Annotated in this window: 15 protein-coding genes; 5 read left to right on the forward strand and 10 right to left on the reverse strand. The window is 68.1% G+C overall.

The window, feature by feature from the left end:
- Positions 1-104 precede the first annotated feature (104 nt).
- The 10 genes from GXW74_RS25410 to GXW74_RS25455 form a co-directional block, all read right to left on the reverse strand.
- The gene (locus tag GXW74_RS25410) at positions 105-425 is read right to left on the reverse strand and encodes a hypothetical protein (protein WP_211849398.1); all 321 of its coding nucleotides are present in this window, start codon (positions 423-425) and stop codon (positions 105-107) included.
- Complete coding sequence (locus tag GXW74_RS25415; protein ID WP_211849399.1) at positions 422-1,414, reverse strand: ArdC family protein; 993 nt, start codon at positions 1,412-1,414, stop codon at positions 422-424. The genes GXW74_RS25410 and GXW74_RS25415 overlap by 4 nt, the downstream gene beginning before the upstream one ends.
- Positions 1,415-1,442: 28 nt before the next feature.
- On the reverse strand, positions 1,443-2,981 hold the full coding sequence (tnpC, locus tag GXW74_RS25420) for an IS66 family transposase (RefSeq protein WP_211849412.1): 1,539 nt from the start codon (positions 2,979-2,981) through the stop codon (positions 1,443-1,445).
- Between the two features lie 70 nt (positions 2,982-3,051).
- Positions 3,052-3,408, reverse strand: a complete 357-nt coding sequence (gene tnpB, locus GXW74_RS25425) for an IS66 family insertion sequence element accessory protein TnpB (RefSeq protein WP_211849400.1) — start codon at positions 3,406-3,408, stop codon at positions 3,052-3,054.
- Positions 3,405-3,830: an IS66-like element accessory protein TnpA gene (tnpA, locus tag GXW74_RS25430; protein ID WP_211849401.1), complete on the reverse strand. Its 426-nt coding sequence runs from the start codon at positions 3,828-3,830 to the stop codon at positions 3,405-3,407. Before tnpA ends, tnpB begins: the two co-directional genes overlap by 4 nt.
- 326 nt (positions 3,831-4,156) lie before the next feature.
- Positions 4,157-4,399 (reverse strand): ATP-binding protein, encoded by a 243-nt coding sequence (locus GXW74_RS25435; protein ID WP_211849402.1) that lies wholly within the window; start codon positions 4,397-4,399, stop codon positions 4,157-4,159.
- A gap of 189 nt (positions 4,400-4,588) precedes the next feature.
- Positions 4,589-5,902, reverse strand: coding sequence for a tyrosine-type recombinase/integrase (locus tag GXW74_RS25440; protein ID WP_211849403.1), 1,314 nt, complete (start codon positions 5,900-5,902; stop codon positions 4,589-4,591).
- 589 nt (positions 5,903-6,491) lie between these two features.
- Positions 6,492-6,911, reverse strand: coding sequence for a hypothetical protein (locus tag GXW74_RS25445; RefSeq protein WP_211849404.1), 420 nt, complete (start codon positions 6,909-6,911; stop codon positions 6,492-6,494).
- Positions 6,908-8,260, reverse strand: coding sequence for a recombinase family protein (locus GXW74_RS25450; protein ID WP_211849405.1), 1,353 nt, complete (start codon positions 8,258-8,260; stop codon positions 6,908-6,910). The genes GXW74_RS25445 and GXW74_RS25450 overlap by 4 nt, the downstream gene beginning before the upstream one ends.
- On the reverse strand, positions 8,257-8,754 hold the full coding sequence (locus tag GXW74_RS25455; RefSeq protein WP_211849406.1) for a DUF2924 domain-containing protein: 498 nt from the start codon (positions 8,752-8,754) through the stop codon (positions 8,257-8,259). Before GXW74_RS25455 ends, GXW74_RS25450 begins: the two co-directional genes overlap by 4 nt.
- A 1,080-nt stretch (positions 8,755-9,834) precedes the next feature.
- Between GXW74_RS25455 and GXW74_RS25460 the strand changes: the two genes are divergently transcribed.
- The 5 genes from GXW74_RS25460 to GXW74_RS25480 all read left to right on the forward strand — a co-directional run bounded on the left by GXW74_RS25460 (position 9,835) and on the right by GXW74_RS25480 (position 15,223).
- Positions 9,835-11,004, forward strand: a complete 1,170-nt coding sequence (locus GXW74_RS25460; RefSeq protein ID WP_211849407.1) for a toprim domain-containing protein — start codon at positions 9,835-9,837, stop codon at positions 11,002-11,004.
- Positions 10,995-13,262, forward strand: coding sequence for a hypothetical protein (locus GXW74_RS25465; RefSeq protein WP_211849408.1), 2,268 nt, complete (start codon positions 10,995-10,997; stop codon positions 13,260-13,262). Before GXW74_RS25460 ends, GXW74_RS25465 begins: the two co-directional genes overlap by 10 nt.
- Before the next feature lie 45 nt (positions 13,263-13,307).
- Positions 13,308-13,838: a hypothetical protein gene (locus GXW74_RS25470; protein ID WP_211849409.1), complete on the forward strand. Its 531-nt coding sequence runs from the start codon at positions 13,308-13,310 to the stop codon at positions 13,836-13,838.
- Between the two features lie 15 nt (positions 13,839-13,853).
- Entirely contained in the window at positions 13,854-14,405 is a 552-nt protein-coding gene (locus GXW74_RS25475) for a DUF6456 domain-containing protein (protein ID WP_211849410.1), read from the forward strand.
- A 311-nt stretch (positions 14,406-14,716) separates the two neighbouring features.
- Positions 14,717-15,223: a hypothetical protein gene (locus GXW74_RS25480; protein WP_211849411.1), complete on the forward strand. Its 507-nt coding sequence runs from the start codon at positions 14,717-14,719 to the stop codon at positions 15,221-15,223.
- Positions 15,224-15,445: the final 222 nt, after the last annotated feature.

Below are 15,445 nucleotides of genomic sequence, written 5' to 3' on the forward strand. Positions count from 1 at the left end.
CTACTGCCTGATGACGTTTCGTTGGGCTCGCTTTAGGCCCCGAAGGCGAGCCGTCACTCAGCCGCCGCCAGGGCGTGCGACACGCATGATGCCGCGACGGCGCGTCAAGCCGCTGTGCGCTGTGCCGTGATCAACGCGCGGCAAGCCTGTTCCGCGGCGTCCCAGGTGCCGGACGGCGACGCAAGCGGGCGAACCATAATGAGCGACGGCATGACCGCGCCGTAGGGCGAGGACGACATCACGGCGAGCCAACCGCCGATGCCCTGGCCGGTGAGCTGTCGCTCGACGTCGCGCAACTCGTCCTCGGTTGGGTCGACTGCCCGGCCGAGGGTCACGTACCGCCCATCCTCGCCGATCACGACCCAGCGTCGGTCGCTGGCGCCGTCCGGCTGCCGGTCGGGGAGGGTCGCATTGCGCTGCGTCATCGTTCGCATCCGCGCATGGCGGCAGGGTTCTCCCGGGCGACCCGCTGGGTCAAGCCGAATTCCCCTGTTGGCGCCTCGGCGTGCCCCGCATCTGGGGTCGCGTTCGTGACCCCGCCATCCGGCGCGAATGCAAGCAGGAAGTCTGCCGCCTTCGACGCGGCGCTAGCGGCCCGGACGATCGCGCGATTGTCCTCGCGCAGCACCTCCAGCCAGGAGCCGATGTAGTCGGCGTGGCGCACCGTCGGCACGATGCCAAGTGCGGCGCAGGTGAAGGCCGCGGTCATCTCGGCGACCAGCTCCTCCTGCGCGTACTTCTTCGAGCCGAAGCTGTTGGCGATCTCGCGGCCGAGGCGCGACGCGTGCCCCGTCCAGTGGCCGAGCTCATGCAGCGCGGTCCGGTGCCAGTCGATCGGCTGGAAATAGGCCTGCGGCGGCGGCACGCGGATGAAGTCGCCGAGCACGTCGTAGTACGCGCGCTCCCCACCGATGCGGAGGTCGGCGCCGGAGGTTGCGATAAGCGCCTGGACCTGCGGCTCGATGAGCGAGGTATCCGCAGGCGGCGCCGTCGCCGCGAGCTCAAGCGGCAGGCCGTCGCACTGCTCGACATTGAAGACGGTGAAGCGCTTGAGGAAGTGGATCGCGCGGGCGTCCTTGCCTGTCTCCTGCGCGCGCTGGCGTTCCTCACCGGGGATGAAGCGGTCTGCATACACGACCGTCGTGCCGCGCTCGCCCTTGCGCACGCTGCCGCCGAGCGAAAGGGCTTGGCGGAAGGTGAGCCAGCTCTGGCCGGCGTAGCCGCGCTCGACGACGGCACCCCAAAGGATCAGCACGTTGATGCCCGAGTAGCGCCGGCCGGTCGATGCGTTTTTCGGAAGGGCGAGGGGTGCGGCGACACCGGAGGTTCCCCAGGGCTGCACCCAGGGCAGGCGTCCGGCCTCGAGTTCGCCGATGATCCTGTCGGTGATCTCGTCGTAGAGTAAGCGCGGCATAGAGACCCTTGCGGCGGGCGCTTGACGATCAGCCCTGTTCGGCTGCGGTCCAGCACCACGGCATGAGCTCGTCGATGCGGCTGTTGGGCCAGCCGCTGACGAGGCGGGTCAGCACGTCGGTGAAGTAGCGCTGCGGGTCGACGTCATTGAGCTTGCAGGTCTCCACCAGTGAGGCAACGGCCGCCCAGCGTGCCCCGCCATCGTCGCCGGAGGCGAACAGCGCGTTCTTCCGGCTGAGGCAGATCGGGCGGATGGCGCGCTCGACGGTGTTGGTGTCGAGCTCGATGCGGCCGTCATCGAGGAACCGCACCAGGCCCTCGCGATGGTTCAGCACGTAGCGGATGGCCTCCGCGGTCGGGCTGCTGCCCGGCAGGCGCGCAATCTGTGCCGGGAACCAGGCGAAAAGGTCGTCGACGAGAGGGCGGCTTCGCTCCTGGCGGACGGCGCGGCGGATGTCGGCCGGCTTGCCGCGCAGTTCCGCCTCGACCGCGTAGAGGGCAGCGATCCTCTGCAGCGCCTCCTGCGCGACCGGCGCCGTCCTACCCTTCGCCAACTCGATGAACTGCCGGCGGGCGTGCGACCAGCAGAACGCCAGAGTGATGCCGTCGCCCGCCGCGGCCAGCGTCTTGTAGGCGCCGTAGCCGTCGCACTGCAGGATGCCGCGATAGCCGCCCAGCAGCGCCTTGGCGTGCTCGGCGCCGCGGCCCGGGGCGTAGTGGAACACCACCGCCGGCGGGTCAGTGCCGCCCCAGGGACGGTCGTCGCGCGCGATCGCCCAGGCGTAGCCCTTCTTCGTTCGGCCGCGGCCGGGATCCAGCACCGGCATGGTGGTTTCGTCGGCGAACAGCCGCGGCGAGCCCAGCAGGATCTCCCGCATGCGGCGCACGACCGGCATGACCTCGTTCGCCGCCGTGCCGCTCCAGTCGGCCAGCACCTCGCGGCCGATCTCGATCCCCTGCCGCGCCAGGATCTGCGCCTGGCGATACAGCGGCAGGTGGTCGGCGTAGCGCGAGACCAGCACATGCGCGACCGTCGCCTCGGTCGGCACGCCGCCCTCGATCAGGCGGGAGGGCGCCGGCGCCTGCACGACCACGCCGGAGCAGGCGCGGCACGCCAGCTTCGGTCGCTTCGTCACGACGACGCGGAACTGCGCGGGGATCACGTCGAGCCGCTCGGCCGCGTCGACGCCGATCTCGACCAGCGGGCCCCGACAGCACGGGCAGACCGTCGCCTCGGGCGCCAGCACCACCTCGACGCGCGGCAGATGCGCCGGCAGGCGGCCGCGTCCCTCGCGGCGACGCTTCACCTGGTTGTCCCGCAGGGCAGGAGACGCCTTGCCGGCCACCGCCGCGTTCTCGGCCAGCGTCGCCTCGATCTCCTCGAACGCGAACAGTAGTTGCTCCTCGGGCAGCCGCTCCGACTTCTGCCCGAACTGCCGGCGCTTGAGCTTCAGCAGCAGGTGCTGGAGCCGCTCGTTCCGCTCCGCCAGCGCATCGCGTTCAGCGGCGATGGTTCCAAGCTCGGCGCTGAGCGTGTCGCACTTCGCCAGCGCCTCGAGCAGCAGCATGCGCAGCGCCCCGGCATCCTCCGGCAGTGTCGGCGTGTCGTCCCCCGCGGCGCGCATCGCGACGCAGATTCTACGCAGGCGCGCTCGGCGTGGGAATCTCCCGCACCGCCTGGACACGCCGCCAATCGATGCCGTCGAACAACGCGACGAACTCCACCGGCGTCAGCCGCAGCACGCCGTCCACCACTGGTGGCCAGCGGAACGCGCCGCCCTCCAATTGCTTCCAGACCAGGACCAGACCACTGCCATCCCAGACCAGGATCTTGATCCGGTCGGCGCGGCGCGAGCGGAACACCAGCACCGCGCCGGAGAATGGGTCCGCGCCCAGCACCTCGGCCGCGAGCGCGGCCAGGCTGTGCGCGCCCTTGCGGAAGTCGACGGGCTTCGTGGCCAGCAGGATCCGCGCGCCCGCCGCAGGCGCGATCATGCCGCCGAGGCCCGGATCGCGCGCAGCACCGTCGTCAGTAGTTCGCCGTCCGTGCCGGGTGCGACGCGCAGCACCGCGCCCGCCAGCTTGATCTCGATCGCAGGCGTGGCGCGGGCGGGCGCCGCCACCGGCTCGGGCGACGACGGGGGCGGTGTCTCCGCCACGATCGGCACGAAGGCCGGCTCCGCCGGAGCCGTGGCCGCCGCCAGCGCCTTGCGAGCTTGCCGGCGCCAGTCGAACACCTGCTGCGGGCTGACCTGCCAGCGACGCGCCACCTCGGTCACCACCGCACCAGGCTGCGCCGTCTCGGCGATGATCCGCGCCTTGTCGTCGTCCGACCATCTCCGCCGCCGGCCAGGGCCCGTCAGAACCTCGATCCGGCGATACCCGACGCCACTCGCGTCGTCGTTAACGCTATCCATAACGTCAGCCCGAAGCCTCCCGCTCCAGGCTGACCCAGCACATTCAGCACCCGCGCCGGAAGAACGGCCTCGTCGCCGCGCTTACGTCGTAGAGGATCGCGCGGTCACCCGAGGCTCGGCCGCTCGGGGCCGGCCGCGTCGCGGAGCGGGTCATGGCGGTTCTCCATGACGGGCCGGCCGAGAGCCTCTCTCTCGGCCCCGAAACCCGTCACGGCGACAGCCGCAAAACTCTCACTCTGGAGGTGGCAAAGGCCCCGGCCCATGGGGCCGCAGACTTCGGCAGCACCAATGGGCATCCAGTGCGGCCCTGGCGCAGCCGCCCAAGCTCACCACCACAGCGCCGACAGCGGTGCCGCGAACAGGCGCTCGGCGAACGGCACCACGCGATCCGTGTCGTGCAACAGGAGGCCGAGCGCGAAGCGTTCCGGACCGCTGAGGAACGACATGCCGCGCGCGGCGACCGTGCGCGCCCGAGTGGTCTTGCCGGCCTGGCGTGGGCCGGCGAGCAGGACGACGCGCGTGTCCTCCAGCGCTTCGCGGACACGCGGCTCGAGGAGGCGTGGAAACATCGAAGAAACGCTCCAAAGGAGGCCCCCGGTGTCGCGGCTGACGGACAGTCAGCAAGCGTCTATCTGAAAGTCAAGAAGCGTCCATCTGAAAGTGATTCGAGGTCCAGATCGGCCTACTCGCGGCGACCGGCGGCGCACGACGGCCATTGGTCACAGCCTGTCACGCAAGCGGACATGCGTCGGTCGAGGTCAGACAGCTACGCGGTCGCGGGTCGAGCCGTCCAAAGTCTTATTGGTTCGACCAGTGTCGCGCTCGTCGAGCAAGCGGTTGACTTCCGCAGAAACCCGATCTGCGGCCATGCGGACGGCCTCGTCGATATGGACATAGCGTTGTGTCACGCCGCGGGCTGCGTGGCCGAGCAAAGCGGCAATCGTCAGTTCCGAGAAGCCCAGATCACCGGCAACGCTCGCGAAGGTGTGCCGCAGAACATGCGGCGTGACGCCATCCAGTTTTGCTTCCGTGCAGAGCCGGCCAAGCGTGCCCGCAACGGCCGTGAAATGTCCGTCTCCCCAATCAGCCGGAAAGACGTAGCGCGAGCTGGCGCGGACAGGTTGATCGAGAAGCAGGTCCAGCGCGGCTTGGCCGATCACGCGCACCTGCGCACCACTCTTCGTGTCGGGAAACCGCACACAGCGACTGTCGGCATCGATCCACGCGCGCTCGAGCCCAAGCCCTTCCTGCCGGCGGAAGCCGGTCAGCAGGAGCAGGCGAACCGCCGCGAGGCCGGTCGGATGCTCACCATGTTCGAGCGCCGTGCGCATCACCTGCCCGAGCCGGCGAATCTCAGCCGCACTAAGCCGGCGCTCGCGCGGCGCAACGGCCAGCTTGCGAACACCCCTCGACGGGTTTCGGGAGATCGTCCCGAGCCGAGTCCCGTGTTCGAGCAGGCTGTGCAGCGTGGAGACAGTGCGCGAGGCAACGCCCTCACCGCCTGAGACCGCCCCACCGCGGCTGCCGCTGCGCGGCTTCGCGGTCCTGCCGCGCGCGATATCGGCCTGCATGCCTTCGATGTCGCCGAGCGTCAGCGTCGTGACCCGGCGACCTCCGATCAGTGGCTTGATGTGCCGCTCGATGCGGCTGCGGTCCATCGCGAGCGTCGAAGCCTTGATCGGCCGACGCCGCTTTCCAAGGATCCGGCCAGCTTCGGCTTCTTGCAGATACCAGTCGCAGATGTCGGCGACAGTCAGCGCCTCAGCGTCCCTGCTCGGTTCGGCAGCTGGATCGATGCCCTTGGAGACCGCGACAAGCTTCTCGTGGGCGATCTTGCGCGCCTCTTCTACGGTCATGAGCCCGTAGCGGCCGAGGACGCTGCGTCGGGTGCGTCCTTCTGCGTTTCGGTACTGGATCACGAAACTCTTGAGACCAGACGGCATGACCTGCACGCCGAACCCGCGCAGCTCGCGATCCCAGGCCAAAGTCTCCCGAACCTTGACTCCAACCTTTGAAGGTTTCGGAGGCTTCAGGGCATCGACAACGCGTTTCGTGAGCTTTTCCTTGGGCATAGGCACCACCCGTCGCAGGCTGCTTAGAATCGCCCGAGCATACCCCATCCGAAGCCGTTTCCAAGCAATTCGTATCAGGTCGCGGGGTGCCTGCCGGCTACTCCCGAGGTTGGTGGTGCGGGTATCACGCTTTCTATTTCAGTATCTTGGCGTGCCATGGCGTGGCCTGGAGGGGCACGGCGTAGTCGTCTCGGGCACCTTGCCAAGGTCGGGGTCGAGGGTTCGAATCCCTTCGCCCGCTCCAATCGGTTTCCCAACCTCATTCTCCCGCCTGACGTCAGCCACCGCCAAGGCCAGGTTTGGCGGGCTTCTCTGCGCGCGGGTTGGGAAATACCCCGAGCCGAGAAGCCCTATTTCTCTCTCCGCAGGGCCAATTCTCTCCGCACCTCGGGACGTGCGCGATTAGTTCCCGAGCTAATAGCGGACTGATTTTGAACAAAACTCCCCGAAATGCCGGCGCTGATAGTTGCGTCCAGCACCGCCCCCCGATGACAACCGGGGTTCAACTCGCGGCTTTGTTGCACCCGACCCTGATCGCTTCTCGGCCGGCCAGATGGCCGCGGACGTGTCCTTCAGACGACTCGCCGCATTACCCTTCGGGATTGTTCGGCTGAAACGAAGCCGGCCTGCTCTCGGAGGCCAACGCTCTGCTTTGGTCCGGCCAGAATGCGGGTAGAGGCCGGAGTAGCGTCGTCAGGCCGGCCTCACAGCGGCCCTCCAAGATCGCCTCAACCAGATCCGGCGCCAGGAGCGTCAGGCTGAGGAGTTTCCCCAGGAAGGACCGGTCGACCTTCTCGGCCGCCGCCAGTTCGGTCAACGATCCATGGCGGCCGTGGTCGAGCAGGCGTTGGTATCGGTGCGCGCGAGCCAACGCCTTCACCAGCGCCGGGTCGGCCCTTGTAGTAACCGCGGCCGGCCCTGCCTCCGCCGGCATGACGATGGTCTTCCGTCCTGGCCGGTGCCGAATCGCCAGTGGCACACGGACCGTGATGCTGGTCGCGTTCGTCATGCTGCTGCCCTCAGGGCGGCCGGCGCTATGGCGGTGAGGTCACGAACAAGGCCGCCAAGCCCATCCAGCCGTAACCGAATGTCCGCGCCGGCCGGGCCGACGACCACCCGCTCCACCAGTGACCGCACGATCCGCGCCTGCTCCGCCGGAAACAGGTGCTCCCACAGCGGATCGAGCCGGTGCAGCGCGTCCTGGGTCTCGGCTTCGGTCAGGTCCGGCGCGTCCTTGCGCGCCGCCCGCCACGTGCCGACCACGATCTCGGGCTGCCGCAGCAGCGCCCGTACCTGGTCCACCACGGCTGCCTCGATCTCCGCTGCCGAAACCCGGCGCACGATGCTGGCGTCGCCGGCAGCGTCGCCCTTCAGAACGCGCTGAGCCACGTAATAGCGGTAGAGCCGGCCGTTCTTCCGCGCGTGCGTCGGCGACAGCGCGCGGCCATCCACCCCAAAGATCAACCCCTTCAGCAGCGCCGGCGTCTGCGCCCGGTTCTGGTTGGCGCGCACACGCGGGCTGATCTGGAGCACGGCATGCGCCCGATCCCATAGCTCCCGCGGCACGATGCCCTGGTGCTCGCCGGGATAGACCTGCCCCTTGTGCGCGGCCTCGCCGACATAGGTCCGGTTGTTCAGCAGCTTGTAGACGTCGCCCTTGTCCAGTGGCCGGCCGGCCTTGCTGGTGGCGCCCTCCGCCCGGAGGCAAGCCACCGTCTCGATGCCTGATCCCGTCTCGGCGAAAATCTCGAACACCCGACGCACGCGCGGGGCCTCGTCCTCGTTCACCACCAGCTTCCTGGCCACGACGTCGTAGCCGAGTGGCACCTTGCCCCCCATCCACATGCCGCGGGCGCGCGACGCGGCGAATTTGTCTCGGATTCTCTCGCCAATAATTTCTCGCTCATATTGTGCAAAGCTGAGCAGCATGTTGAGCGTCAACCGGCCCATCGACGTCGTTGTAGAAAAGGACTGAGTTACACTCACAAAGGTGACGCCGTGTGCCTCCATCGTCTCCACGAGCTTGGCGAAGTCCATCAACGATCGGCTGAGCCTATCGACCTTATAAACAACGATATTGTCTATCAGCCCCTGCTCGATGTCGGCCAGCAGTCGCTTCAACGCGGGGCGGTCGAGGGTACCGCCACTGAACCCGCCATCATCGTAGCGATCGCGGACCAGCACCCACCCCTCGGCGCGCTGGCTGGTAATATACGCCTCGCACGCGTCCCGCTGCGCGTCGAGGGTGTTGAATTCCTTCTCCAACCCCTCATCCGTGGATTTGCGCGTGTAGACCGCGCAGCGCAGCTTCTTCGTGGTGCCCGGCATCGCCGGCTCGACGCGGGCGCGGCGGCTCATGCGTCACCTCGCGCGCGCAGCCCGAAAAACGTCCAGCCATTCCACCGCGTGCCGGTGATGTGGCGCGCGATGGCCGAGAGCGACTGATAGGGCCGCCCCTCGAATTCGAAATCGTCGGCGCGCACCGTGACGACGTGCTGCACGCCTTGCCATTCTCGGATCAGCCGCGTGCCGGCGAGTGGGCGACTGTCGGCGCGAATGCGGCGCAGGACGACGTTGCTGCCGTCCAGCTGCTCGCCCAGCGCCACGAGCCGGTCGACGGTCTCGGGCTTCAGCCCGCCATAGGCCAACTCCTGCACCCTGTATGATAGCCGGCTGACCAGATACGGGCGGTTGAAGGGTGGAGGCTCCTTGCCGAACAATTCCCGCCATTGCTGCTTGAGGTCAGCGGTGGGGGCAGTCTGCAACGCGGCGAGGCGCGCCAACACCTGCGTCGGCGGGATTGCCGGGATGGTCGGCGCTGGCGCGGCCGCGGCGGATGATCGTTTGGTCATGCGAGTCCCTCTCCGTTGGGGCTCGCATCCAGGCGCTGCCTGGCGGTGGAGTGGAGGCGAATGTCTCCCGGCCCCCAAGCCTTTCGGCTGGCGCGGCTGCGGAGCCGCAGCGGCACTCGCGATATGCCCAGCGCTGGGAACATCGCACGGGCGCATTTCGGGGGGATGGAGCTTCGTGGGGTTCGACCGGGCATCGAGATCCAGCACGCATGGTTGTGCCTCTCATATACGGATCGGCCCGCCTGAATTTCCCACGGCCCGGCGATCGACACGGCGGCGCTGATGTTCGGTGGTGTGCTCATCCGCGCCATCAAGCACATCGCGCTGGGTCTTCGGGAGCGCGTTCTTGTAGCGCACGTGTCACTGCGCAAACAAAGGAAGCACTGCGCAGACGGCGTAGCGCGCGGGGGCGACAAAGCGGCAGGCTGCCAGGATGTCGGCGACGCGCCTGCCGCGAATCCGCGCTGCGCATCGTCGCCGCTGTGCCGGCATTGGTCTCGTGGCGATGGTGGTGATTGGCATGCGAAGCCCTCCACCCATCCATTACCCATCAAGACGCAAATCCGTATCAGCCGCTTTGTGGCAAGCGCGCGCCACCCGTGGAACGCTGCCGGCTTCCGCGCTGCACGTGCTTCCCGCCCGCGGGAACCAAGCCAGCCTTGAGCCCAGATCCAAGCTTGGGGGTTTCGACGCACGGTTTGCAGTATCGACTGCCTACCAAACGCAACTTCAACTACTCTCCGTCAGTCACCAGCCTCGGTTTCAGGCGATTCGATTTACAGATCGCGCTTCTGCGTAGAAGATCGCATTCATTCGTAGGCGATCTATGCTTAGAACGGCTGGACCGGAAATCAATCTCGTGGTCCTATGGGCATGGGCAAATCTGCGGGCGCCAACCGCCGCGGCACCTCCCCACACCACGATCTGCCGGCCCGCTGAGACGTTTTCGTGGGTCCCTCGGTAGTCAATAAGCAGGGGGCCTCGCGCTCCCCACCGATCGCAACCCGCCGGGCCGGCGCACCTCGAATTCCCACCGCGGGGAAGTCGATGCGCCGCCCGTGGCCAGCAGGAGGAAACCGCATGAGCCGCGACCTCGAGGAACTGCGCAACGCGCTGATCGCCAGCTGGTCCGCGCTGCTGGAGGAACTGCTCGGCAAGCCATCCCGGCGTACCGCACGCCAATGGCGCTGGAACCGCCGCGGCAGCCTCTCCGCGGTGATGAGCGGTGCCAAGATCGGCACCTGGTTCGATCACGCTGCTGGCAGCGGCGGTGGCCCCTTCGAGCTCATCGCCCGCGAGCGCGGCGGCGACTGGCGCGATGCCGCTGATTGGGCGCGGGCCTGGCTCGGCATGCCGGCCTGGGCACCTACCGAACGTGCGCCCACACCTGTCCCGGAGATTGTGCTGGCGGCGCCCGCGAATGATGTGGATCCCATTGAGCAGCACCGCATCGCGCGCCGGGCCGCTCAGGCACAATGGGAGCATGCTGGCCCCGCCGATCCGGACCAGGCCTATCTCCGACGCAAAGGCGTGCAGCCGTTCGGCATCCGCATGGACATTGGCGCCACGCTGATCATTCCGCTGATCGATTTGGACGGCACCATCCACAGCATTCAGCGTATCTATGAGGATGGCACCAAGCGCTTTCTGTCGGGCGGTGCCAAAGCAGACCACTTCGCGCTGATTGGCGGGCCGTTGGAGAGTGCGCCCGCCATCCTGCTCTGCGAGGGCTGGGCCACCGGCGCCACGGCCCATGCCGCAACCGACCTGCCGGTGGTCGCTGCGATGGACGCGGGCAACCTCGTGCGCGTCGCCCCGCTGATCCAGGCGCGCTTTCCGGATACGACGCTTGTCATCCTGGCCGACAACGACCTCAAGCCCGACCGCGACACCAATCCCGGTGTGGCAGCCGCTACCGCCGCGGCGCTCGCAACCCAGGCCCTGCTCGCCATCCCGTCGCTGCCAGGCGACTTCAACGACCTCGCCGCGGCCTGCGGGATCGACGCGGTGCGCGACGAGATCTGGGCCGCAGCGCCGCTCGCCCCGCTCACGCCGACCTATCCGCTGGCCATCCTCGACCTCACCAGCATCCGCGCGACGCTGGATCATCAGGTCGCCGAGTTCATGGCGGATGTGGCGGCGCTTTGGACGGCCGACCCGCTTGACGCCGATTGGGAGCCGGCTGCACCGCCCTGGGCGAACGCATCGGTCGACGGCGCCGCCGAACAGCGGGAGACGGCATGCTCCTAGACTTCAACGCCGAGCCCCGTCCGCCGCGTCTTGCCCTGCCGGTCGGCGTGGGCATTGGCAAGACCAGGGCGATGCAGCGAAGCGTCGCCGGCCTGCTGCGCAGCGAGGTCCTGCGCGGCCGCAAGGTCGTCATTGGCGTACCGCGCCATGATCTCGCCGAGGAGCAGCGGGACGCATTCCACGCTCTCGACGTGGACGCGATGGTCTGGAAGGGGCGCACCGCCCCCGACCCGACTCCGGAAAACCCCGAGCGCCTGATGTGTCTCGATCCCTCGGCACCCTTCGATGCCATGGAGGTCGAGCGCATCGTCGAGACCACCAGTTGCAAGGTCACCCGCCGCGGCATCACGCATATCTGCCCGCTCTACAATTCATGCGGCTACCAGGCGCAAAAGCCCAGGCTGGAGGCGGCCCAGGTTGTGCTGACGGCGCATGAGGCGCTGTTCCACCAGGCGCCCAATGAACTCGGCGCGGTGGGCCTGCTGGTGCTGGATGAAGGGTTCTGGGGCGCCGGGCTGCGCGGCACCGACGGCAAGGCACTGCTGACGCTGGATGGTCTCCGCCCGCACCTCGGCACGGTGCAGTGCTGGACGCTGCGCAACCACGAGGATTGGGAGGCGACGGCCGATCTCGCAGCCCAGCGCGAGCGGCTGTGGAAGGTCCTGGCCACTGCGAGCAACGGCCCGCTCTCCGTCGCCGTACTGCGCGCGGCCGGGTTGACGCCGGAGCGCTGCCGCCAGGCTGCAGGCCTTGAGCATCGCCGCATGCGCAACCCGGGCCTTACTCCCGGCATGGATCCGGGCGAACGCCGACGCCGCATCGCTGCCGTGCTCCCAAAGGAGGGCGAGCCCTGGGCGCCGCCCAACCGCGCGGCGGCCATGTGGCTGCTGATCGCCGAGGCGCTGGAGAATGACCACGACGTCGCCGGCGCGGTGCTGGTCGACACCATGTCGGAAAATGGCACGGTCCGCTGCCTCCGCCTCGCCTGGCGTGCGGATCTCCGAAACGGCTGGGGGGCCCAGGGACCGATCCTGCATCTCGATGCCACGCTACGGCCTGAACTCGTCACCCCCTTCATTCCCGAGGTCACCATCGCCGAGCCTTTGATGGCGGCGGAGCCGCATGTGCGCGTGCGCCAGGTTCTTCGCGCGCCGGTGAGCGCCCGGGCTCTGACGCCGGGCGAGGATGCCAAGCCCCGTGATCGCAGTGCGGCGGAAAACCATCGGCGCCAAGTCTCGGCGCTGATTGCCTTGCGGGCGGCCAGTCTGCGCGGTCGCAGCGTTTCACCGCCCGACCTGCTGATCATCGCCCAGAAGGCGGCCGTGGATGCGCTGCGGGCGACAGGCCTGCCGCGCAACGTCCAGGCGGTTCATTTCAACGCCCTCAGCGGCATCGATCGCTGGCGCAGCGTCGCGGGGCTGATGGTGCTCGGCCGCACGCTGCCGGCGCCGTTGACGGTGGAGGCGCTGGCCGCCGCAGTGACCAACTGCCCCCCGCTCGCCAGCCGCGGTGGCGTGGACTGGTGGTATGAGCAGGAGGAGCGCCGCATCGCCCTGGCCGATGGCGGCGCACATGTCCTGCCGGGCGAGGTGCACGCCGATCCGACCGCCGAGGCCATCCGCTGGACGATCTGCGAGGGCGAGCTGATCCAGGCGATTGGGCGCGGCCGTGGCGTGAACCGCACGGCGGCAACGCCGCTGGAGGTCGATCTGCTGACCGACGTGGTGCTGCCGGTCGCGGTGCATGAGGTGCTGGACTGGGACGAGGTTTGCCCGAGCCGCCAGGACATGATGGCGGCCTCCGGCGTGGTGCTGGAGAACGCCGCCGACATGGCGAAGGCATTCCCGGACCTCTGGCCGAGCCGGGAGGCGGCCAAGAAGCAGAACCAGAGGAGGGGGACAAACTGCTATTATAGGGATCTTTCTAATAGCAATTTGTCCCCCTCCTCCTCGATTGTCGCCTACCGCCCGGCGGGGCCCGGGCAGAAGGATCGGACGGCGCGGTTCGACCTCGCGCTGATCGCCGATCCGCGCGCCTGGCTGGAAGCGAAGCTCGGGCCGCTCGCCCATTTCGAGATGATCAGCGGCAAAGCCCCGCAGCACACGACGCCCCCTATTGCCGATGCCCGCGCGCGCCTCAACGCGCTCAGCGCCCGGCTCGACGCTGCCCTCGCGCAGCGCATCACCCATGACCGCGCCCGCCTCACGGCGCTGTCCCACCGCATGGAAGCCGCTCAGCCCAACCCGGCCGCGGCATGACCGGCACCGCGTCCGCGGTGTTGCAACTCGAGCTCGGAGAGCTTCATGGATCAGGACAACACCATCACGATGTTCCACGCTGGCAGATTATCGACCGAGGCCGCGCCACCCTGGCTCATCGCGATCCGGGAGCGGCGCTCCAAGGCCATGGACTGGAACAAGGCTGCCCTGGCGGTCCTTGGCTACACCACCGCGCACGTCACCATCGGTCATGACGCATTTCCCATCGGCGAGATGCGCGCCTATCCGACGCCAGATGGTGGACGATACGTCGAGCTTGGTGAAGGCGAGGGCACCTTTGCTGAGATCTGGGTGGCCGAGGCGACGGACTGGCTGCCGTTCAACAGCTCCTATGTCGAGCCGTTTCTGCTCACCCGGGCCACGCTCCATCAGGCCGATAGGACAGAGCGCCTGGGCAATGCGCTCATTGCATTCGCCAGGCACGGAGAGGGCAAGCACTTGGATCGCGAGACAGGGGAGTCGCGCATCGACCATCGGGAGGATTGGGAGAGGGAGAAGCGCGAGCGAGCCCAGCAGCGCGCCCTCAGTGCCGCGCACGCCAGCCAGAACGCCTGAAAGGAGACGAACATCATGGCCAAGCGCAGCAAGCGCCACGTCCCGACCCTCGAAGAGCTGTCCAAGCCCTCGCGCTGGCGCCTCCAGCATGGCGGGTTCAGCGAGCCTGTCCGCGACGCCGATCCCGACACCGGAACACCCGTGCAACATCGTCGCGCGGTGGACTCCATCGCCGCCATGCTCGGCAACGGCACCATCACCCCGGAGATGCACGAGGCCGGCGCGATGTTCCGCACGCAGTTTCGTGCCGCCGCGCTGGATGGCATGCGCACCACGCAGCTGCTGCGCATCCCCGGCGCCTCTGCTGACCCCATGACCGAGCGCCAAGTCTCGGCACGGCAGCGGGTGCTGTCCGCGATGGATGCCCTGGGCGGGCTGCACAGCCCGGGCGGCTCTGCCGTCTGGCACGTGCTCGGGCTGGAATGCTCGATCCGCGAATGGGGATCGCAGCAGGGTTGGCAGGGACGCCCGATCGCGCCAGCCCAGGCGCAGGGCATGTTCACCGCGGCGCTGGCGGTGCTGGCCATGCACTATGGTCTGGTGCCGCGACCGCGCATGGCGGCGTGACGAGAGACGGCGCGATGCGCTCATGCGAAAGATCGAAAGGCAACGCATGAGTGCATTGCGCCGTCGAATCTGCGGGGTGTAGATTCGCGATACGCCGAGAAGCCGCGGCAGCGACGGCGATGTCGAGGCCATGGTTCCTTCCGGACGATATCGTATGCGGGGGGCCATCGCGCGCAAGGTCGCTAGCGGTAGGCGATAAACGAGGTTGCCAAGGCGTGAGGATCGTCGCGTAAGCGATGCATGAGACTCAATTTTGATCCGCTGCCAGGTGCAAACCGATTGCCAGGCCGAAGCCACGACAGGAGATGCACTTGCCAGAGCGCATCACCTCCGCACGTGACGTCGCCCGTCGCCTGGGCCTTTCGCACACGGCGATCCAGAAGGCTGAGCAGGTCGGGCGCATCCGCCGTGAGGCGGATGGGTCCTGGGATGTTGAGCGTGTTCGCCGCGATCTGACCGCATCGGCTGTGCCGGGACGCTCGCCGATGGCGCCGCCAGGTGATGACACGCCGCTGGGCCGGCTGACGCTGGCGCGGCTCGCCCTCGGCGTCGAGGCGCAGCGCCTGGCCATAGATGAGAAGAAGGGCCGCCTCATGGACGTCACCGCGGCTAACTACCGCATCGACGAGTGTGCCGCCGGCATGCGCGATGCGGTGCTGAACTGGCCGGCGCGGGTGTCGGGACAGATCGCCGCCGAGATCGGCCGCGATCCGCATCTCGTGCAGACCATCCTGCAGGAGCAGATGAATGCGTTACTGCTGGAGGTCGCGGATCGGCTCGATCCGTCTGCTTCATCGGTGCGAGACCCGCGCGCGTGATGCGCGCGATACAGCGCACCAGCGGCCTACATCGACTTCCCAGCGGCGGGAAGTCGACCAGAGCAAAGACACCTCGGTAAGCGGGCGCCACGTCCACATCATGGATCATGACGTGATCCAGACCGCCGAATCATAGCATGTGTGGATGGCCCCCGGGCTTCAAGGGCGGTGGATGGCAATCTGATGCAGCGGGTTGCCTGCGGTCATGTGTCCGGCCTGTTG

It is taken from the genome of Neoroseomonas eburnea (assembly GCF_018129005.1).
GTDB classification, from domain to species: Bacteria; Pseudomonadota; Alphaproteobacteria; order Acetobacterales; family Acetobacteraceae; genus Neoroseomonas; species Neoroseomonas eburnea.